Here is a 20,951-nt window from a genome sequence, read left to right as displayed (position 1 = left end):
ATCATGTCGATATCTATTTTATCGGACTGTCGCTACCTATTTTTGAGTATAAGGTAACCAGCTTAACTAATAATTGATTAGTTTCAGTTAACAGTGCCAGGTAATCGCCCCCGACGCTAATGGCCTCGTGTCTATCATGAGTGGACAGTACGGCTTCGAACTTAATACAACTTGCCACCAGATCCCACGCATCAATCAACTGCACGGCGCCTTTGATCCGGTGCACCAAAGTGGCCATCTCGTCATAAATATCAGCAGAAATCGTATTGTTGTCATCTGCCACCAGGCGATGGTACCGCTGCGTCAACGTAGCAGTATCCTGCTCATTACTTTCCAGTAATGAGTGCAATAACTGCAACTCCACCTCAGCATAACCACCAGAAAGTGACCTTAACTTATCTTGTGCTGCCTCAACGGGGGGCCGCTGCGCTGTGGGTATTTTACTGTCACTTGGTCTCGGGGGCGGAGGATTATCATCGGGAGCCTGATGATGGTTCCCGATAATCTCCTGGCGCAGTAAAACAGCATGTAAGGTATCGATAGTCACCGGTTTGACCATACAATCATTCATACCGGCATTAGAGCAACGAGCGGCACTCTCTTCCCGCGCATCTGCGGTACAGCCAATGATGATCAACTCTTTCATTGACGAACTATTGCGGATACGGGTTGCCAGTTCGTAACCATTCATCAGTGGCATGTTGTAATCAGTGATAACCACATCAAAGCTATAATGCTGCAATATTTGCCAGGCGTCCGCGCCATTCTCTGCGCTCATCACCTGCTCGATCCCGATAAAGGCTAACTGCTGCTGAAGCAACTGACGGTTGGCCGGTAAATCATCGACGACCAGAATACGGAGGTTCTTCAACTTATCCAGTTGCTGTTTATCGGCATGCAGCAGAGTGGTGTCCTGTGGTAAATCATCAACAGCGGCAATCAGCAGTGGCAAAGTAATAAACAGGCTGGTGCCCTTGCCGAGTTGGCTTTCCAGGGTGATCTCTCCCGCCATTTTATGAACCAATTGATGGCAGATCCAAAGTCCTAATCCCGACCCCCCAAAACGTGAAGAGTTACCTTCGTTAGCCTGACTGAATGGTTGGAATAGTTTGGCCTGTGCTGCCGGAGAAATACCAATACCCGTATCAGTTATATCTATGCTCATTACGCCATACTTGTCGCCAGCTGGCTCCCAAGTGATATCCACTGACACACTACCTTGTTCGGTAAATTTCAAGGCATTACCCAACAGATTACCCATCACCTGCCGCACTCTGAGCATATCGACCATGAGAAAATCAGGGATTTGGTCATCCAACCAGCTTGAGAACCTTAACCCGCGTTCATCGGCGATCGGTTGATAGAGTGTGAGCATCCGCTCTATTTCCTGACGGAAATCAACCGCAGCCGGATGAACACTCAATTGCCCGGCCTCAATTTTTGCGGAGTCAATAATATCATCGAGCAGTAACATTAAGGACTGAGCAGATTTGGAAACGGTGACCAGCGTGTTTTTATCGACCGGCCGAGGATTACGTATTTCTAACTCCAGTAAGCCCATAATGGCATACATTGGGGTACGAAGCTCATGGCTGATGGTGGCAAGGAAAGTACTCTTGGTGCGGTTGGCACTTTCGGCTTCGACTCGGGCGGCTTCCAATTCACGCTCAACCGCTTTACGTTGACTAATATCCAGCCAGCCCCCCAGAAAACTGCGTTCTGCGTTATTGAGTGGAATAATCCACAGAAATATATCCCGTAGCTCTTCGTTGATCTCAAGGGATAAATCTACCATTTGCGGTTTTCTGTCCAGTAATACATAGCGGCAGTATTTATCTATCTCGCGATCGAGCTGGCTGGTCATTGGCCAGTGGGCTTGCTCCGTTTTCTGATTGAGCATGTCGTTAAGTTTATCTTGGTGCGCGGCAGCAAAGTGGTTGTTATAAACCGCCAGCTTTCCATCTGTAGTACGAATAAATACAGCAAATGGCAATGCATTAATAATGGATTCTTGTTGTTGCAAACGGGCATGTAGCGATTTGGCCTGACGGCGCTTATTGAATACCAGAAAACACAGATATAAACCGAAAACCAATAATAGCCCTGAGCTTATCTTCAGCGCCATCATCAACAATTCATTATTTAATGAATTATCATCAAAGCTTACTGGTTTAGGTTTGAATGTACTCCACTCGCTGATCAGATTGTCTAACTCTTCTGGTGGGATAGATTCAATCACTTTATCAATGATAGCCTTCAATTCAGGCAAATCCGGGCGAATGGCAAATGCCATCATCAGTGGTTCTTCACCTGCAACTGCTACCGTTTTAATATTGGGGCTAAAATTCTGGGCTGACAGATAGTTAGCAGTCATCATATTCTTGATAACAGCATCTACTTTCCCCTGCTGCAACCAACGTACCAGTGTCGTGGTGTCGGGGGCTTGCACAAAAGTAATCTTCTGGGCTAACAGGGGGTTACCAATAATCCCACCGGAAGCACTGCCCGCCTGTATTCCAACCCGCTTTCCTGCCAGGTCTGCTACGTTGTTAATATCAACCCGATCTTCGCGAGTCAATATGCCCCACAAGGATTGGGCGACTGGCGAGGAGTAAAGGTTGTTGCCATATTGACCGTTGCGTACCGCCACAATAGGCAGTACATCCGTTTTACCGGCAATAAAACTACGCACACCCTCACCGGTATCTTTGGTATAAACCGGTTCAAATTTAATCCCCGTCCGGCGTGAAATAATATCGATAAGATCAACGGAGAAACCGGCCATTTTCCCGGTCTGATGATCACGGAAAATCAACGGAGCCAGATCCAGTGGAGCGATATATTTCACCACCGGATGGTTCTGGATCCAACTCACCTCTTGTTCAGTCAAAAGCAACTTGGCATCAATATTGTAATGATGTTTGCTACCAAACCAGCGTTGTTGAATATCGCCGGTAGCGCGGGTAGGCAATAATTCCAGAATCTGGTTAATGTAGTCGATCAGCTTTTGATTACTTTCCCGTGCCAGGAATGTATAGGGGGCAGGGTGATAAGGTGCAAAGTTGCGAATTTGCAACGTTAGCAGTTGTAGTTGATCAATCAAATAGTTGGCAGTCGTGGCATTAGCGACAAATACATCGGCATTACCATAGGCAACAGCCAGTAGCCCTTGTAACTGGTTAGGGTAGGCGACAATTTTGTCAGCATGATAATTAAATAAAAACTCAGGAGAGAGTGGCTCGTTATTGACGATAGCCACGGTTTCCGGATGGGTGCGTTTGGTTGGATCCCAATTTTTGCTGCGGACTTCGACATGGCGGTTGGTAAAAAAGGCATGGGAAGCGATTAACCCTGGTTGAGCAGGCATGGGGGTCCCAGCCATTAGATCAATCTGGCCATTTTCCAATGCATTTAATACTAATCCGTAATCGCAATAACCAATCATCTGGAAAGTTAATTGGCTGGCATCACTGATGATTTTCAGGTAATCCGCGACGATCCCTTCAATGGCATTGTCATCGCGGTTAACCACAAATGGAGTATTGGCATCAATGACCACGCCCACTGTTACCGTACGCCGGCTTGATTGGCGCGCGTCGGTGGACGGGGTAAGTAATAGATCGTCACTGTAACTATTGGCGAGACTGTGTATCGTCAAGGGTTGACCAGCATCACACCCCTGCCGACCGGTCATCAGGGCGGCATTAAGCTGCCCGCTAAGTAATAGCAAACAACACAGTAACATGCGTGATGAAAACCAATTACGTAAAGATAACTTGGTTCGTCCAAAACCAGGCCCAGCCGAACTACACCAAATTATGGGTATGTGCATAATCTGCCAGTTCAATTACAGAATTTAGTCCTAGTTTGGTCAGGATACGGGTTTTATAGGTGCTGACAGTTTTGTTACTGATAAACATTTCGTCGGCAATCTGTTTATTAGACAGGCCATTTACCAGATAACGTAAAACATTAATTTCTCGCTCTGACAACAAACGAGCCCGGTTGACTGGGTCATGGCTGGAAGGCTGCCCGGCTAATTGTGTCAAGGCTTCAGAGGGGAAGAAGGAATACCCACGTAATACGTTCTGTGCCGCAAAAAGAATTTCACTAATATCTTTATTTTTACTGATGAAACCGTTGGCACCGGCCTGTAAGGCGCGTACGGCAAAAACTTGCTCATTCTTGGCCGACAAGAATAACGATTTGCCTGTAAACCCACGTTGTTGTAGTTTTTTTAACAACGAGAAACCATCGAAGTTAGGTAACTCAATATCGATGATAACCAGATCAACCGGATTGTTCTTGAGTGTTTCTAATGCTTCACTGCCATCAACTGATTCATAAATTGTTGAAAATTCATTACTTTGCGATAGCAAAGCACGAATGGCAACGCGAATAGCCGGGTGGTCATCAACTATCATCACTGATTTTGTCATGTTCTCTCCGTAAACCGTTATATCTTGGGATTTGTAGCGTTAATTCACTACTCTTTACTTGCATCGGTTGACTCCGAATATTTACCCAAGATGAGATAAAAAAGAACCACTGTTGCCGATGGCTAAAAAAACTATTTCGATGATTCTAATCTCTAATTATAGATTATCAAGAAAAGATTCTTGCGCATGTACAGGCTGCTTAACTCAATTTTTCTAGCGCTTTATTCTGTTTAGTGAGTTGATTATAAACGAATTAGGATTTTTTTTATTAAAATAAAATAGATTGCTCATAAAAACAGAGAGGAAATAGTTAACTTATGATTCCAGATGCTAATATATACGATTTTTTATGGCGACGCGCAGGAAAATTCTGAGGTTTTTTATGCGACTATTCTGGTATGAGTCTCAGGTAGCCGTTTGATAATGGCCCGTAAGTCGCGATGTAATGACATTGTAAGTCTATTGGCCCCGTTGACTCAACAGATCCGTATCCAGAAGATGTGACCGAGAGGGTTGAACGCCCGGAAGCGGGCAGTTATACCGCTAACCTGGCTGCGGCCAATAATATGTTGGTCACCCGTCTGCATGATCGGTTAGGGGAGACACCGTATATCGATACCCTGACCGGAGAGCATAAAGTGACCAGCATGATGACTTTGCACCTGTTGCCAGTCCAACGCTCTTAACGACGACAAACAGGGATGTGCCACAATGGTCCTTGAGCCATTTTGACGGGCATTGCTGGCAGGCAGCATCGTACTCTGTATCAATACTTGGTGAACAAGCCAATACCTACTCTTTTAGTAAGGTTTATTTTGTAATCTCGATCGACTTTTCATAAAAAACACCTCATATATTTGTGATGCCACATACATTTCAGAATAAATATTCTCCGCGCTTGAACACTTTTTATCCTATTTGAATTCTCACTGTATTGATGATGATTTTTTAATTGTCTGATTTAAATTGATTTTTTATTTTTAAGGGCTTTAATAATAGCCAGCCATTGATTCACATCCATGTGATCTCTATCACTTCTTGAATATTCAAGTGTGACTTGAGTCCCGAGTTTTAATGGCATGGTTGTTTATTATTTTTACAAGCAAGTTAATTATCTCCGGAGAGACCGAATGGATATTATTTTTAATCACTCATTACTTGCCCTAAATAAAGATCTGCCAACCCCAGAGGAAAGTATTAGATACGCCGGGCAACTGATGGTTAATCAGGGGATTTGTTCCGAAGCGTACATAAATGAAATGTGTAATGTCTATAAAGTATTTGGCTCTGCTATCGTGCTGGATTATGGCATTGTCATGCCTCATGCACGGCCAGAAAAAGGCGCATTGAAAACAGGGTTTTCACTGGTTACTACATTTAACGCGCTCAATTTTGGGCATAAGGAGTTTGATCCCGTGAAGGTCATTATTGCTATCGCGGGAGCCGATGCGGACAGCCATATAAAAATGATCCAACTTATTGCCACAATGATTGAATCTGGAATCGTCAAATTTCTGGAGAATGAAAACGACCATCACATCGTGATGAACTTTATTCAGAGAGAGATGGAGAAGTCATTATGTTAGTTATCAGAACAGTATGTGGTAATGGTATTGGTAGCTCATTAATGGCTGCCAGTAATGTTAAAAAAATCTGTGATGAGTTAGGTGTGAAAGCTGATATTGCTTCGGTGGATTTCGCTAACGCAGTGGGAGAAAAAGCAGATCTTTATATTACTATTAAAGAATTGGCAACTCAGTTCCCTGCACATTGTAATGTGGCCATTATTCGCAGTTATGTCCATAAAGTAAAAATTGCTGAAGATATTACAGAAGCGATAAAGAAAATTGCCGGAATATAATATAACAAAAATAAATAGGGGGAAATATTATGCAAGCCATACTCTCTTTCTTGTCGGAAATATTTAGCCAGCCAGCATTTCTGATGGGGATAATAGCCTTTGTCGGTTTAGTAGCTTTGCGTTCACCAGGAAATAAATTATTAACGGGCACACTAAAACCCATTCTGGGTTACCTGATGTTAAGTGCAGGTGCGGGGGTGATTGTTGCCAATCTTAACCCACTTGGGGGGATAATTGAGGCAGGTTTTAATATCCGTGGTGTTATCCCAAATAATGAGGCTATCGTTTCTGTTGCGCAAAAGTTATTGGGCGTGGAAACTATGAGTATTTTACTCTTAGGCTTCATTTTTAATCTTATTATTGCTCGATTTACTAAGTATAAATATATCTTTTTAACTGGCCATCATTCCTTCTTTTTGGCTTGTCTTTTTTCGGCAGTGCTGCAAGCTGCAAAATTTCAAGGATGGGAATTAATAACGATTGGCGGATTCCTGCTGGGGTCATGGTCAGCAATTTCCCCGGCAATTGGTCAGCGCTATACCAAACAAGTAACCGAAGATGGCGGTATCGCTATGGGGCACTTCGGATCGTTGGGATATTACCTTTCTGCCTGGATTGCCAGCAAAACAGGGGATCCCACTAATTCCTTTGCTGATACTGAGATCTCTGAAAAATGGGGGTTCCTGCGCGATACGACGGTTACGACCGGTATTGTGATGTTTATTATTTACTTTATCTGTAGCGCCGTTGCCGGAAGTGAATATCTCAGTACGATTACCAATCAGAATATGCTTATTTTCTCGATTCTTACCGGCTTGCAGTTTGCCGTTGGTGTGGCGATTGTTTACAACGGTGTGCGTTTAATTTTGGGTGATTTGGTGCCGGCTTTCCAGGGAATTAGTCAGAAATTGATCCCAAATTCAATACCTGCCGTTGACTGTGCCGTATTCTTTACCTTTAGTCCTACAGCGGTCGTTGTCGGGTTTATCTGTTCATTTATCGGCGGTTTGGTGGGAATGTTATTCCTCGGTGCGTTCGGAATGGCGCTTATTATCCCCGGTATGGTGCCACACTTCTTCTGTGGTGGTACATCAGGTGTCTTTGCCGATAAATTAGGCGGCAAGCGAGGCTGTATGATTGCTTCGTTTATTGGTGGTATCTTCCTGGCTTTTCTCCCCGCAATGTTATTGCCAGCGCTGGGAAACTTAGGATTTGAGAACAGTACATTTGCTGATTTTGACTTCGCCGTATGGGGTATCATTATTGGGAATGCATTCACTCATTTTGGTCAAATTACCATTTATCTGATTTGCCTGGTGTTATTTATCGCCTTGATGCTGCCATTTTGTTTCCGCTCGGTCAAAGTTGTGGGTGATACTCTTAGTTATGAAGAACTCACCGCAGGTAAGAAAACGGAATAGTCATTTTTTAATTGAGCGGGAGGTCACTTCCGCTCCTGACAATATTATCAGGAGTAGTTATGGCTATATTGTCTGTAGGGTTTTCATGCTTCGATCAATTCTTTTTTATCAATCATTGGCCAGAGGAGAATACAAAGAATTTTTGTCATGACTTTATCGAAAGTGGTGGTGGCCCCTGTGCAAATGCCGCATGGTTACTTGGGCTTTGGGGAGAGAATATTCATTATATTGGTCATTTGAATAAAGATATCTATGGGCAACGGATCATCGATGAATTTTCTCAAGTAGGTGTGAACAGTGACAATATCGTTTTCTCAGATGAAATGATAACGCCTCTGGCTTCTGTTCTGGTTAATCGGTTAAATGGCTCACGGACTATTATTACTCGCAAATTGCAAGTACCGCCATTATTAACTTTTGACCAGAAACTAAAACTTGATAATTTTGCAGAGCAACTTATCGCCAGAGATGAAGAAGTCACTATTTTAATTGATGGACATGAGCCAGAGATCAGTGAGTATTTGATCAAAAAATTGCCTCATGCCCGAGTTGTCATGGATGGTGGTTCATTAAGGGAAAGTAATCTTCACTTGGCGCAGTTCACCGATTATCTCGTTGTCAGTGAACACTTTGCCCGTGACTATCTGGGTATTAGCAAGTTTATTAATGAGTCACAACTTAAAACTGCACTGCAAGAGTTAAATAAAATATGTCGGGGAGAGGCATATATAACATTAGGCGAAAAAGGTTGTGCATTTTTGAAAAATGGTTTGCTGCAAATCGTACCTGCTTTTCTGTGTAATGCTATTGATACCACGGGAGCGGGTGATATATTTCATGGCGCATTTACCTATGGTGTCCATTATTCATGGCATATTGATAACATAATTTTATTTGCCAGTATATCGGCGGCTATTTCTATTGAAAGAAAAGGCGTAAGAGCGTCTATGCCGGATCTGGCTGTAGTCCATAAATCATTGACCAGTTACGAACGAAATTTAAAGCGGTATTTCGAAGATTGAGTTATTCAATGAATTAATCCTTAAGAGGTGACTATGTTAGTATCAATGAAGGACATGCTTAATCATGCCCTACGGGATGGTTATGCAGTAGGGCAATTTAATATTAATAACCTTGAATGGGTTGGTGCGGTATTAAGTGCAGGGCAAAAAATGCGTTCGCCGATTATATTAGGTGTGTCCGGCGGAACAATTAAACATATGCTCGGTCTTAAATGCATTCACGATATTGTTGTTAATGCGATGGATTATTTGGATATAGATATTCCGGTAGCACTGCACCTTGATCATGGGACTTCTCAGGAAATCTGCGAGGCCGCCATTAAGGCCGGTTTTAGGTCGGTGATGTTCGATGGTTCACACTTGCCATTTAGTGAAAATCTGGACATAACACGGAGAGTTGTTGAGTTTGCTCACCGTCGAGGTGTTTCTGTAGAGGCTGAATTGGGTACTATTGCCGGAAGTGAGGATGGTATCGTCAATTCTTCAGTGATTTATGCCGACCCGCAGGAGTGCGCCACTCTGGTAAAAGAGACCGATGTGGATTGTCTGGCAGCGGCATTGGGTTCCACCCACGGATTATATAAGGGTAGGGCTAAGCTGGGTTTTGCTGAAATGCAGACTATTGCAGAATTGGTTAAAGTTCCGTTAGTACTTCACGGCGGGACCGGTATTGCAGCAGAAGATATGCGCAGGGCTATTTCGTACGGAACAGCAAAAATCAACGTCAATACTGAAAATATGTATGCCTGGTGTCAGGCTGTTAAGGATATGTTTATGGCGGATGATGGCCACGATATAAACGATCCACGTAAAGTTATCCGCGATGGTTTAATTCCAGTAAGGGAAATGGTCGCTCAGCGCATTCATTTGTTTGGCTCTGAGCAACGATACTGAGCGGTAGCTGAACGACAAAATTAAAACAAAAAACCCGCTTAGTGACCTAAGCGGGTTTCTCTAAATTTGGCTCCTCTGACTGGACTCGAACCAGTGACATACGGATTAACAGTCCGCCGTTCTACCAACTGAACTACAGAGGAATTGTGTGAACGGGGCGCATGATATCTAGCATGCCTGATACTGTCAACGCTAAATTGGGACATTTGGTTCGACCGCTCAGCATCTGAGCAGTGGCGGCGTGAAACATTATTTCCCCCAGCGTTTCAATCTGGCCAGTGGGTCCTGATGATAGAAAGCACAAAAATGCTGATAAACAGCAGGGAAACGGCTTTCCAGCAGTTCAGGAGCACTGAAAAAATACTCTGATAATACAGCAAAACATTCAGCGGGGTCACTGGCGGCATAAGCATCCATACTCGCCGCGTCAACACCCACCATATCTATCTCATCTTGAATACTGTCCATCGCCTGATGTAGGTCATACTCCCACGCGGCGACATCGCGCATGGCAATAGGGGGAACACCATTTGCATTGCCAGCGTTACGCATATCCAGCTTATGAACCGCCTCATGGATGACCAGATTAAAGCCTGATAAATCAAGTGAATCCTGAATATCTTGCCAATTCAGAATAATCGGGCCCTGTTCCCAGCTCTGGCCGGATTGCACTGTTTGACCCGAATGCACCAGGCCAAGGTCATCTTGCCAGACATCGTCAACCACAAAAGGTGAAGGATAAATAAGCACTTCATGAAAACCATCTAACCATTTGGCACCCAGTTCCATCACGGGTAAAGCAAATAGCAGCGCGAGGCGGGCCTGCATCAGCGGCGTTAATATTAACCCCTGTAATGGCACCAGACGCTTTTGTTGCAACAACTGACTGGCAACAGAGACCAGTCGCTGTTGTTCCTGTTCATCCAACGGAGCCAACAGCGGGATATTCAGTGCTTCACGCCATTGCGCAAGCATCTCCGCTTGCGGTTGATTTGCTTTCCACAGCCACTTAATCATCAGGTTGCTCACAAAGTGATAATTCGAACGTCTAAAGCAGGGAGGTGTTGTCATAAACATGCCGTAAAAAGGTGCGTGATCGCAACCGTTTCATGGAGAGATACCGGAGCGGCAGAAAGGACGGCCTCGAAACGGTGAGGAGGTAACCCTTTGCAAGAGGGTAAATTCCGCTCGCTCTACCATTATTCAAGCACTTATAGAAAAAAAATTCAGCGATCCTTATCACACTAAGTCTGCGCAGCATGGTGATAAATAATAAATCAGCATTGTTGATTGATTGCTGATATTTAGACCTATATTTAATTATAACATCAGGTAATTATTCCTTTTTACTCATCCTTCAAACGTTAGGAGAAAACTATCAGTGGATTAGGGAGGGCAATCGTAATATTTACGATAATGGTGATATCGGGCAACGTTGCCTGTGCTGCGCCTATTCAGCACCAAACGAAGGGTGCCACCATGATAATTGCTCCGATGCTGGGTGCCAGTGCTATTGATCCTATAAATAAGGCTCAACGCCATTTCGAGCAAATTGAATCTTATCAGGTTAGAGTGCGCTCCGAGTCCGCCTTGGGTGACTCGACGGTGATTCACTACAGCTATCGTAAGCCGGGCTATGTGCGTATGGATTTTACTGAACCTCACAATGGCGCAGTACTGGTCTATGACCCAGGCGGTGGCAACGTTCGCTTATGGCCATTTGGTGTGAACACGCTGCCGGTACTGAGCCTTTTACCGACCAACACCTTGATTCGCGATAAAAATGGTCATCGGGTGGATCAAGCTGATATTGGTACGTTGCTGCATAATATCCATCGCCTGCAACAAGGCGGCAAGACGGTGATCCTCGGTGAGGACGTTCTCGCACAGCAACCGGTACTACATCTCGCAATAACCGGCCCTGTGGGGGTCACTGTCGATAAGGTACATCGCTATGAGCTCTGGTTAGAAAGTAGTCATAACTTCCCTGTCAAAGTGGTTAGCTATGGTGCCGATGAACAACGTCTGGAAACCGTTGTTATGGATGCGATGGTTCTCAATCTGCATTTTCCCGAGCATTTTTTTACCCCTTAATCGGGAGTTTGATGGTATGGCTGAGTATCGGTTTTCCACCCAGTGGCGCGTGAAGGCACCGCTTCAGGCGGTATGGGATATTCTTTGTCATCCCGATCTGTGGCCAAATTGGTGGAAAAGTCTGGAGCAGGTCGTTGAGATAGAAAAAGGTGATTTGAACGGCATCGGTGCGTTGCATCGCTATACCTGGAAAGGGGCACTTCCTTACCGAATAACTTTTGATATCCATGTATTAACGATTACGCCGCTACATCTGTTGGAGGGGCAGGCCAGTGGCGAAGTCGAGGGTATCGGGCAATGGTCATTATTTTATGATGGGGTGGATACCATTGTCCGTTATGACTGGAATATTCGGACTAATACGCGGTGGATGAATTACCTGGCACCGGTCGCTGCGCCGCTATTTCGCTGGAATCATCACAGCGTAATGCGTGAAGGTGCTAAAGGGCTGGCGCGTAAATTAGGCACGCGCGTTGATATGGGGTGATACCGATGAAAGGCATTTTATCCGCAGTATATGACCTTTCCCCTTTTTGTTAATATGTCGTGAAATACAATCCCTTTTTTTAACTTTCTTTTATCACTATTGTTATTTCGTTTTGTCTTACGGCATTACTAGTTTCTTTGGGGGTAGATAAACAGCATGTGGTAAATAAAAGGATAATAACAAAATGGCAAATAAGAAAAGGCCTATACCACGGGTGATCGCCGGCATTATTTTGGTTATTGAACTAGCGCTATCATTGTTTCAGCACACTGTGCGGCTGTGGGATATGCCGTGCCAAATTTAGCATCAAGGCAATGGTTAATTCTGCTGCTGCATCGGAGTGACGGAAATGATAATCATTGTTTTTCAATAAGTAATGAAAGTAATTCTTTGTGTTGTTTTTTATAATAACCATTGTTAATACTATTGTAATCTTTAAAAAATGAAATGTTTTTTCACAAAAACCACGTAAATAGTATGTAAATATCATTTTCTGCTAAATTTACATTTGGATTTTTTTGATGTGGCGAACAAAAAGGCGGTGCGTTCTGAGATATTCGCATTGACAGAAACAAGGTAAATCCTACCGGGCTGTTTCATATTGCTTTTTTATGCATAAATTATCATGGGCTGGACGATTTTATTTAAGGACGATTTTTTAGTATCTATCTTATTGTAGGATTTTTCCCACACTAAAATAGATATTTCCTACCTATGGTTTCCACTTTTCTTTTATTTGTTTTTAATGATTCTTAATATTTTACGAAATACTATCATTTGTGAATTTTAGACTAAATTGACAATATTTTAAATGCTGGAATAATAGTGTGACGAAATCGGACTTCACTGGTTCAGGGTATTAACCCTGGTTAAATCTATTGGTCTAAACTTTATTTTAAAACACGGGGAAAACATGAAAATTAAAACTGGCAGTGTATTCATTGCAGCTATCGCCGGCGTATTTATGGCACAATCAGCATTTGCAGCCGACGGTACTATTACTATTAAAGGGCAAATCACTGATACTACCTGTGGTATTGCTGTAAATAATGGCACTAAAGATGCGACAGTAACCTTACCGACTATTTCCGCCAGTGCGTTGAGCACGATTAATTCTGTTGCCGGTACGACACCTTTCAATATAGTGTTGTCTGGTTGTACGGGAACGACAATGAATAACGCCTATGCTTACTTTGAGCCGGGTGCCAAGGTTGAAATATCTACTGGCCGTCTGGATAACGACGGCACCGCAACGGGTGTTCAGGTTCGTTTGTTAGATAAAAGCAGCACACCAATTATGATCGGAAGTGCTAACCAAGGCGCGGTGGTAGAAGATATTTCTGGCGGTGGTGCGACATTAGGCTACTACGCTCAATATTATGCTAATGATGCACTTATTGAGGCGGGTACAGTAACCACTCAAGTTGACTATACTATTGTTTATGACTAATTAATGCTTGTGACTCGGGTGGCTGATTACAGATGCTGGTTTATAGCGAATGTTATCGGTTACAACATGGGAGCGTAATGCTCCCAGTTTCATTAGCTCAATAATTGGAAACCACATGTGTAGAACATTTGTTATAGCATCTGCTTTGCTAGCATTATTGGTTGCCGCAACGGTTGCCCGTGCCGAAGTGTTGATCGGTGGTACACGTGTTATTTACGATGAGAAACAACGTGAAGGTGTGATTAAGATTTCCAACACCGGGAATATGCCGGTTCTTCTTCAAGCCTGGATTGATAATGGTGATGCTAATGCCCGCCCGGATACCATTAAAGTGCCTTTTAGTGTCACTCCACCGGTGGTGCGTTTAGATCCTAAAAAAAATCAGACTATTCGGCTGTTTCGTACCGGCAATGGGTTAGCGGCAGATCGTGAAACACTTTTTTGGTTTAATTTGTTAGAAATTCCGCCCAAACCGACTAAAAGTGCTGCGGGTGAAGAGAATAAAGTGCAATTGGCTTTCCGCACCAGAATTAAAATGTTCTATCGCCCGGCGGGATTAACCATGCCGTCAGAACAGGCGATTAAGAACCTGACGTTTTCACTCAAGGGTAACCAATTGGTGATAAAAAATGCGTCTCCGTATCATGTTACCTTCAGAAAACTAGATCTTCGCACGTCAAAAGAAGGGCCAGTACTGGCTAGCGTCAGTAATACCCATAATAAGATGGTCACGCCATTTGGTGAGCTAAACTTACCGGTTGCCGCGAAAGGTTCAATTAATCATTCTGCACAAGTGTTTTATTCGATTATTAATGACCAAGGTGGCGAGTCTCAAGGCACTCAAAAATTAGCTAATTAAAATCAAAAAATATAAATATATTTAATTGGTTTCTCTATGTGACTTTATTATGAATATTCATTTAATGGCCTCGATATAATGCTTAGTGATTACACGTATTATCAAAAACGCGAGCGCCCGAAATATTTATCGCTATTACCTCTTGTCATCTTTAGTTTGGCTGGCATGCTCTTTAGCTTATCAAGTGCCGCCGAAGATCCTGAGTACGTTGAGTTTAGTGATTCTTTCCTCCGTTTTTCTGTTGATGCTACCCGCTACAGTGAAGGCAATCCCGTTGCTCCCGGTGAGCGTAGCATTGATATCTATTTGAATGAGCAATGGATTGGGCGGCAAGATATGCGCTTTGCCTTGCCATCGTCGGAATCTAAAGTTGCCTCCCCGTGTTATGACTTAAAACTATTCGATGAGTGGGGAATTGATGCCACCAAGGTCAGCCCCGATATCCTGAAACAATTGGAAAGTACTGGCGTTTGTTCACCGCTGAGTTCTTTTCTGGCGAGCGGGAATGCCATTTTTGACGAAAATATACAACGTCTGGACATTCAAGTTCCGCAAGCTTATTTGATTCGTCAGGCACGCGGTTATGTTAATCCTAAGTATTGGGATGACGGGGTGACGGCGGCAACCTTGAAATATGATTACACCGGTTATCGCAGTAATCAGAACGATGCCAGCAGCCAGACTTATCAATATCTTGGGTTATTGGGGGGGCTTAACTGGCAAAGTTGGCGTTTGTATTACCGCAGTTCATTGAATCGGAGTGACAGCCAAGGTTTCGATTATCAGAATCTGGCCACCTATGTTGAGCGGGCCGTGCCATCTTTATACAGCAGAATGACCCTGGGTGATTCAAATACCGACGGTCAGGTATTTGACAGTCTCAGCTATCGTGGTATTGAACTGGCTTCTGATGATCGCATGTATGCTGACTCTCAGCGTGGCTATGCCCCGGTGGTTCGCGGTATTGCCCGTACCAATGCCCGGGTTGTGGTCCGCCAGCAGGGACAATCTATTTATGAAACCACGGTACCGCCTGGGCCGTTTACTATTGATGATCTTTACCCTACCGGTCAGGGCGGCAATCTGAATGTGACTATTACTGAAGCTGATGGTAGTGAGCAGTCATTTATCGTGCCATTCGCCTCGATTGCTGAATTATTACGGCCCGGAACCACACGCTATTCATTGATGGCGGGTGAATATCGCGATAATTCAATGGTAGAAAAGCCGACGTTATTTATGGGTACGGTGCGCCATGGATTATCTAATTTAATCACCGGTAATGGTGGGGTCGTCGCCGCTGAAGGCTATTTATCCGCCTCTGCCGGATTGGCATTCAACACGTCAGTCGGTGCGCTGGCATTTAATGTGACTCAGGCACAGACCCGGCTCCCTGGCGAAAGTGATCAGAACGGGCAGAGCATGGGTGTTACCTATGCCAAATCATTACCGGAGACCAATACCAGTCTCACGATCGCCAGTTACCATTATTCCAGTGATGGTTTTTATACACCGTCAGAAGCTATGCGGATGCGCGACTATTTACAACATGGTGAAGTCAACAATCGGGTCATCAATCCGAGCTGGCCCAATGATGTCACCCGCTACGATGACAGCTTTAAATATCGTCGCCGTAATCAGGCGCAAATCAGTATTACCCAAGGTTTACCTGCGGGCTATGGATCATTTTATGCGAATGCCAATGCGCAAGATTACTGGGGTGAGCACAGCCGCGATATGAATTTCCAACTTGGCTATAATAATAATTATAAGTCGCTGAGTTATAACGTGGCGCTTAACCGGTTGCGCAATATGTCTAGCGGAGATTGGGATAACCAACTGAGTGTTTCTTTCTCCCTTCCGTTGGGGAGCAAAAGCGGTTCACCGCGTTTGAGTTCCAGTTATGCTAACGCGCGCGGCAGCAGTTCGATACAAACGGGGGTTTCCGGTTCTGCGGGTGAAGATAATCAATTTAACTATGGTGTTTCGGCAGCAAATAATCGTTCTGATGATAATGGCCGTTATAACACCGTAAGTGTGAATGGCAATTGGATGGCACCTAAAGCCACTATTGGTGGCAGTTATTCGAAAAGTAATGATTACGATCAGGCCAGTGCCAATGTGTCTGGTGGTGTTGTTGCTTATCGTGGTGGCGTGGTGTTTGCCTCATCGTTGGGCGAGACCCTGGGGATTATTGAGGCACCGGATGCTGCCGGAGCCAGTGTGGCCAACTATCCAGGCGTGAGTCTTGATAGCCGTGGTCGGGCAGTTGTCCCTTATTTAAGCCCCTATCGACAGAATGATGTTGAACTTGATCCGAAAGGGTTATCGTCGGATGTCGAGTTTAAAACGACCAGCCAGCGAGTGGCTCCTACCGCAGGCGCGGTGGCATTAATGAAGTTTGATACCTCGACCGGTTATTCGATGTTATTGACCGGTCACCGGGCGGATAACACACCATTACCTTTTGGTGCTGAGGTGACCGACGCCAGGGGGAATAGTGTGGGTTATATCGCGCAGGGTGGGCAGGCGATGGTCCGGGTACAGGAGCAAGCAGGCAATCTGCGCGTGATATGGGGTGAAGGTGTCGGCGAGAGTTGTGGCTTTGCCTATAAATTGCCAGGCGGCACATTGGCTCAGGGTGAATTCCGGCAGTTAGAGGTAATATGCAAATGAGTTGTTATTTTAATGGAGTGAAACGTTGCATGATGATCTTTTGTGGCGTAAATCGTCCCCGACTGGCCGGTTTAAAGCCGGTGTTGCTCTTGTTGATGGCGATAAGTGGTTTAGGTGCCAGTCAGGCAAGCTGGGCCTATGGTACCGCGTTGGATTGTACCTATACCAATGGTTATTACATCTTTGGATCGACCACCACCATTAGAGTAAAACCGAATACGGCTGTCGGTTCCCCGATTGGCGGCTGGGTTAATATTACCTCAAATAACGATTGGCCTTGCCGGATATTATCCACACATCAAAATGATGTGATCATGGCCGGTGTCGATGTATTTTCACCTTATACCATCGCCACTACTGCGAATATCGATGGTACCACCTACAATGTTTTTAACTCGGTCGTCAAAGCCGGATTAGGCTATGTGGCGCGTTTTCGGGTCACTGGGGCAGGTTTTGCCAGCAATTGGATGACCATGAACGGTTACTCTATTGCCAATGCAGTTCGGTCCTCTCCGCTATTGGGTCCCATTCCTTATAATAATGGGGCGACCTTCAATTTAGGCTTTGAAATACAGATCCATTTTGTCAAAACAACCACGGGTTTGGTCGCGGGTTCCGCTTCTGCTTTCGATCCAGTGTATGTTTATGTGTATCGCACCTACGATAATGGCGCGAGTAGCTCGCGCGAGCCCAATGGCTATCGAATTGTGCAGTTTCCGTCTAATGCTGTGAATGTACAAGTCATGACTCAGACCTGTGCGACGCCCGATGTTACTGTGACGTTACCGGATGTTGCGGCTAATCAATTTAAATCAATTGGTGATGTTAAAGGGCTAAAAGCGTTTAATCTGAACTTTAATAACTGTCCCAGTGGATTAGACGGTATTAATTATAAATTTGGCGCGACCACTAATGTACTAAATGCCGCTAATGGCGTGGTGGCGTTGGATGACAGTGCCACCGCCAAAGGGGTTGGGGTATTGCTTCGCAGCCAGACAGGCACCGCAATTGAGCTGAATAAGGAATACACCATGAGTGGTTATAATACCGCCAGCGTACAAAATTATACCGTGCCTATGCAGGCTGGGATTTACCAAACGGCAAACACGGTTGAATCAGGGACAGTAAAAGGTGGCTTTACATTTACGTTGATCTATAAATGAGGGCCTTATGGCGGTTTCTGGTTCAGGCAGGTCGCGGATCAGCTAGCGGGTGTACCCTATTTATCACTGCGACTCTGGTATGCAGTACTGCGGCTCAAGCCGGTGTGGCGATTGGGTTGACTCGCGTGATTGTAACCGGTGCTGACAAAGCGGGTAGTGTGCAGATCCTTAATGACGGCCCTCGTCCTGCATTGTTGCAATTATGGATTGATAACAATATTTCCGAAATGGATACTGCCATTGAGCAGATAAAAGTGCCCTTTGTTGTTGATACGCCGGTGTTTCGTCTCAATCCTAAAACCAATAAGTCTGTCCGTATTTACTATACGGGTAATAACGATGCCGCTAACAACCACACCGGTAAGACCACTCAACTTCCGTCAGACCGTGAGTCGATGTTTTGGCTGAATGTATTGGAAGTGCCACCGAAAAGTGCCTCGAGGCAGGCTGCAAGCAATGAAGTCCAGATTGCCTTCCGCTCTCGCATCAAACTGTTCTACCGCCCAGTTGGCATACCTGCCAGTTCAGAAGGGGCTATCAGCCAACTCTCTTTCAAATGGGTACCTCAGGGGGCAGGGGGGGTATTTCGTGTAACTAATCCGACGCCTTTTAATGTGACATTCCAGACTTTGGCAATTGCGCAAAGTAAAAGTGCAGCCAGAATCATTATCAAGTTGGGCAATGACGATATGGTCGGGCCAAAAAGCAGTGCTGATGGTGTGCTGGTGGGTAATAAAGTACCGGCTAAGAATATGACGGTGTTTTTCTCGATTATTGATGATTTTGGTTCATCAATTGAAGGGCAACAGACACTGCAATAACCCCCTATAGCGGTTACGGCCTCCACCACGAGATCACCGACCAGTTGCTGAGATGAATTTTGCCATGTGGTAGGAAAAATCCTACAAATCAATCAGATGCATTTCATTCTGCCTTGTTTTTCCTATTGGTCTCTTTGGCGACAAGTGATACCTTTCTAGGATCATTTTGTGTGGAATAATTCAAATAACTATTCACTCATACCATCGCTGACTTTTTCAGGGTCAATACACAGGTACATTTATGACACTTTATGATATTAAACCGCGATTTCAGGCGTTGCTGCGCCCGTGCCTGGCTTGGTTGTATCGACAGGGGGTTACGGCGAATCAGGTCACATTATTTACCTTGGTTGCCTCATTGGTGGTCGGCGGCTCATTGGTGTTATATCCATCGCGGATGATATTTGCCCTGCTGCCCGTATTCCTGTTTTTTCGCATGGCGCTGAATGCCATTGACGGTATGTTAGCGCGGGAGTTCAACCAGCAGTCGCGCTTGGGCGCTCTGCTTAATGAGATTGGCGATATTGTTTCGGATATCGCGCTGTACCTGCCGTTTGCTTTGCTGCCATTTGCCCGCCCTGAACTGGTGATATTAACCGTGTTTCTGGCCTTACTCACCGAGTTCTGCGGCGTTATGGCGCAAACCCTGGGCAGACCGCGAGGGTATCAGGGGCCATTAGGGAAAAGTGACCGCGCACTGTTGTTTGGTAGCTATGGGCTGGCTGTTGTGGTGTGGCCTGAGTCCATGGCCTATTCAGGGTGGCTGTTCGCTTTTGCATCGCTGTTATTGCTGTGGACTTGCATCAACCGCTGCCGGGCGGCACTAAGGTCAGAGGCTTAATATGAATTCGATACTTGTTATCAGTTTGACGGTCATTTTTGGTCTGCTGACAGTCGCCAGCGTGATTATTCTGCTATTGATGCTGCGCTATCCGCAAAAGGATTGGCTGGAGTTACGCCAGCGCATCACCAGTTGGTGGCTGATTATTATTGTTTTCGCCGTGGCGATGGTTAGCCCAAAATGGCTGTCACTGGTTATTTTCGGTTTTATCAGTTTTTTGGCACTAAAAGAGTTCCTGACCCTGATTTCAACCCGCCGCTCTGACAATATTCCCTTACTGTGGATGTATTTCGCCATTCCGATCCATTATCTGTGGATCGGCATGGGGTGGTACGGCATGTTTGTCATCTTCATTCCGATCTATGCCTTCTTATTCCTGCCCGTCAGGATGGTACTGATTGGCGACACCAAGGGCTTCCTGCATGCTGCCTCTAATATGCATTGGGGGTTGATGACTACCGTATTTGCCCTGAGCCATGTGGCATTTCTGATGGTATTACCTGGTGGTATCGGCGGACAAGGCGCATTGCTGGTAGTGTTCCTGGTCGCGCTGACGGAAGTGAATGATATTGCCCAATATCTATGGGGGAAATCATTAGGCCGTATCAAAGTGACGCCCAATGTCAGCCCGAACAAAACATTAGCCGGCTTGCTGGGGGGAGTGGCTACCACGATGCTATTGGCGGGTATTCTGGGGCCGCTATTAACCCCAATGAACCTCTATTTTTCACTATTGGCCGGGTTACTAATTGGCTTTACCGGTTTCTGTGGTGATGTGGTGATGTCAGCGGTGAAACGTGACTTGGGTGTGAAAGATTCAGGCAAGTTATTGCCCGGACACGGCGGTATCCTCGACAGGCTGGATTCGCTTATCTATACCGCGCCACTGTTCTTTCATTTTGTTCGCTACTTCTATTATTGAG

General features: G+C 45.0%; 18 protein-coding genes and 1 tRNA gene. 15 read left to right on the top strand and 4 right to left on the bottom strand.

The features are described from left to right. Positions 1-13: 13 nt before the first annotated feature. Positions 14-3,745, bottom strand: coding sequence for an ATP-binding protein (locus AEP37_RS05395; protein WP_049610991.1), 3,732 nt, complete (start codon positions 3,743-3,745; stop codon positions 14-16). A 61-nt stretch (positions 3,746-3,806) separates the two neighbouring features. Next, the gene (locus tag AEP37_RS05390) at positions 3,807-4,439 is read right to left on the bottom strand and encodes a response regulator transcription factor (RefSeq protein ID WP_049610988.1); all 633 of its coding nucleotides are present in this window, start codon (positions 4,437-4,439) and stop codon (positions 3,807-3,809) included. Positions 4,440-4,939: 500 nt separating this feature from the next. Between AEP37_RS05390 and AEP37_RS05385 the strand changes: the two genes are divergently transcribed. From AEP37_RS05385 to fba, 6 genes are all read left to right on the top strand, one after another. Further along, the gene (locus AEP37_RS05385; protein WP_049610985.1) at positions 4,940-5,125 is read left to right on the top strand and encodes a hypothetical protein; all 186 of its coding nucleotides are present in this window, start codon (positions 4,940-4,942) and stop codon (positions 5,123-5,125) included. 444 nt (positions 5,126-5,569) lie between these two features. Next, a complete protein-coding gene (locus AEP37_RS05380; RefSeq protein WP_049610983.1) occupies positions 5,570-6,025 on the top strand; it encodes a PTS sugar transporter subunit IIA in 456 nt (151 codons plus the stop codon). Then, positions 6,019-6,300, top strand: a complete 282-nt coding sequence (locus AEP37_RS05375) for a PTS sugar transporter subunit IIB (protein ID WP_049610980.1) — start codon at positions 6,019-6,021, stop codon at positions 6,298-6,300. The genes AEP37_RS05380 and AEP37_RS05375 overlap by 7 nt, the downstream gene beginning before the upstream one ends. A gap of 29 nt (positions 6,301-6,329) precedes the next feature. Beyond that, positions 6,330-7,721, top strand: coding sequence for a PTS ascorbate transporter subunit IIC (locus AEP37_RS05370; protein WP_049610977.1), 1,392 nt, complete (start codon positions 6,330-6,332; stop codon positions 7,719-7,721). 59 nt (positions 7,722-7,780) lie between these two features. Beyond that, a complete protein-coding gene (locus AEP37_RS05365; RefSeq protein WP_049610974.1) occupies positions 7,781-8,743 on the top strand; it encodes a carbohydrate kinase family protein in 963 nt (320 codons plus the stop codon). Between the two features lie 33 nt (positions 8,744-8,776). Beyond that, positions 8,777-9,637, top strand: a complete 861-nt coding sequence (fba, locus tag AEP37_RS05360) for a class II fructose-1,6-bisphosphate aldolase (protein ID WP_049610971.1) — start codon at positions 8,777-8,779, stop codon at positions 9,635-9,637. Between the two features lie 67 nt (positions 9,638-9,704). Here the strand turns inward: fba and AEP37_RS05355 are convergent. Beyond that, a tRNA-Asn gene (locus tag AEP37_RS05355) sits at positions 9,705-9,780 on the bottom strand. 106 nt (positions 9,781-9,886) lie between these two features. Then, positions 9,887-10,654: a DgsA anti-repressor MtfA gene (mtfA, locus tag AEP37_RS05350; protein ID WP_049610968.1), complete on the bottom strand. Its 768-nt coding sequence runs from the start codon at positions 10,652-10,654 to the stop codon at positions 9,887-9,889. 462 nt (positions 10,655-11,116) lie between these two features. On the opposite strand from mtfA, the gene AEP37_RS05345 reads away from it, so the two are divergent. From AEP37_RS05345 to AEP37_RS05305, 9 genes are all read left to right on the top strand, one after another. Then, positions 11,117-11,731, top strand: coding sequence for a LolA family protein (locus AEP37_RS05345; RefSeq protein WP_072086245.1), 615 nt, complete (start codon positions 11,117-11,119; stop codon positions 11,729-11,731). Between the two features lie 16 nt (positions 11,732-11,747). Continuing rightward, positions 11,748-12,218: an SRPBCC family protein gene (locus tag AEP37_RS05340; RefSeq protein ID WP_049610965.1), complete on the top strand. Its 471-nt coding sequence runs from the start codon at positions 11,748-11,750 to the stop codon at positions 12,216-12,218. Positions 12,219-13,131: 913 nt separating this feature from the next. Continuing rightward, on the top strand, positions 13,132-13,668 hold the full coding sequence (locus tag AEP37_RS05335) for a fimbrial protein (RefSeq protein ID WP_049610962.1): 537 nt from the start codon (positions 13,132-13,134) through the stop codon (positions 13,666-13,668). A gap of 115 nt (positions 13,669-13,783) precedes the next feature. Further along, a complete protein-coding gene (locus AEP37_RS05330) occupies positions 13,784-14,527 on the top strand; it encodes a fimbrial biogenesis chaperone (RefSeq protein ID WP_049610959.1) in 744 nt (247 codons plus the stop codon). 78 nt (positions 14,528-14,605) lie between these two features. Next, positions 14,606-17,203, top strand: coding sequence for a fimbria/pilus outer membrane usher protein (locus AEP37_RS05325; RefSeq protein WP_049610955.1), 2,598 nt, complete (start codon positions 14,606-14,608; stop codon positions 17,201-17,203). Positions 17,204-17,232: 29 nt separating this feature from the next. Further along, positions 17,233-18,366 (top strand): fimbrial protein, encoded by a 1,134-nt coding sequence (locus AEP37_RS05320; RefSeq protein WP_235801344.1) that lies wholly within the window; start codon positions 17,233-17,235, stop codon positions 18,364-18,366. Then, positions 18,363-19,187, top strand: a complete 825-nt coding sequence (locus tag AEP37_RS05315; RefSeq protein ID WP_049610949.1) for a fimbrial biogenesis chaperone — start codon at positions 18,363-18,365, stop codon at positions 19,185-19,187. The genes AEP37_RS05320 and AEP37_RS05315 overlap by 4 nt, the downstream gene beginning before the upstream one ends. A gap of 241 nt (positions 19,188-19,428) precedes the next feature. After that, on the top strand, positions 19,429-20,028 hold the full coding sequence (locus AEP37_RS05310) for a CDP-alcohol phosphatidyltransferase family protein (RefSeq protein WP_049610946.1): 600 nt from the start codon (positions 19,429-19,431) through the stop codon (positions 20,026-20,028). A gap of 1 nt (position 20,029) precedes the next feature. Then, a complete protein-coding gene (locus AEP37_RS05305) occupies positions 20,030-20,950 on the top strand; it encodes a phosphatidate cytidylyltransferase (RefSeq protein ID WP_049610944.1) in 921 nt (306 codons plus the stop codon). The last annotated feature ends 1 nt before the right edge of the window (position 20,951 follow it).

Source organism: Yersinia pekkanenii, assembly GCF_001152565.1.
GTDB classification, from domain to species: Bacteria; Pseudomonadota; Gammaproteobacteria; order Enterobacterales; family Enterobacteriaceae; genus Yersinia; species Yersinia pekkanenii.
The sequence above is the reverse complement of the archived record's forward strand: the minus strand, read 5'-3'. Positions and strand labels throughout refer to the sequence as shown.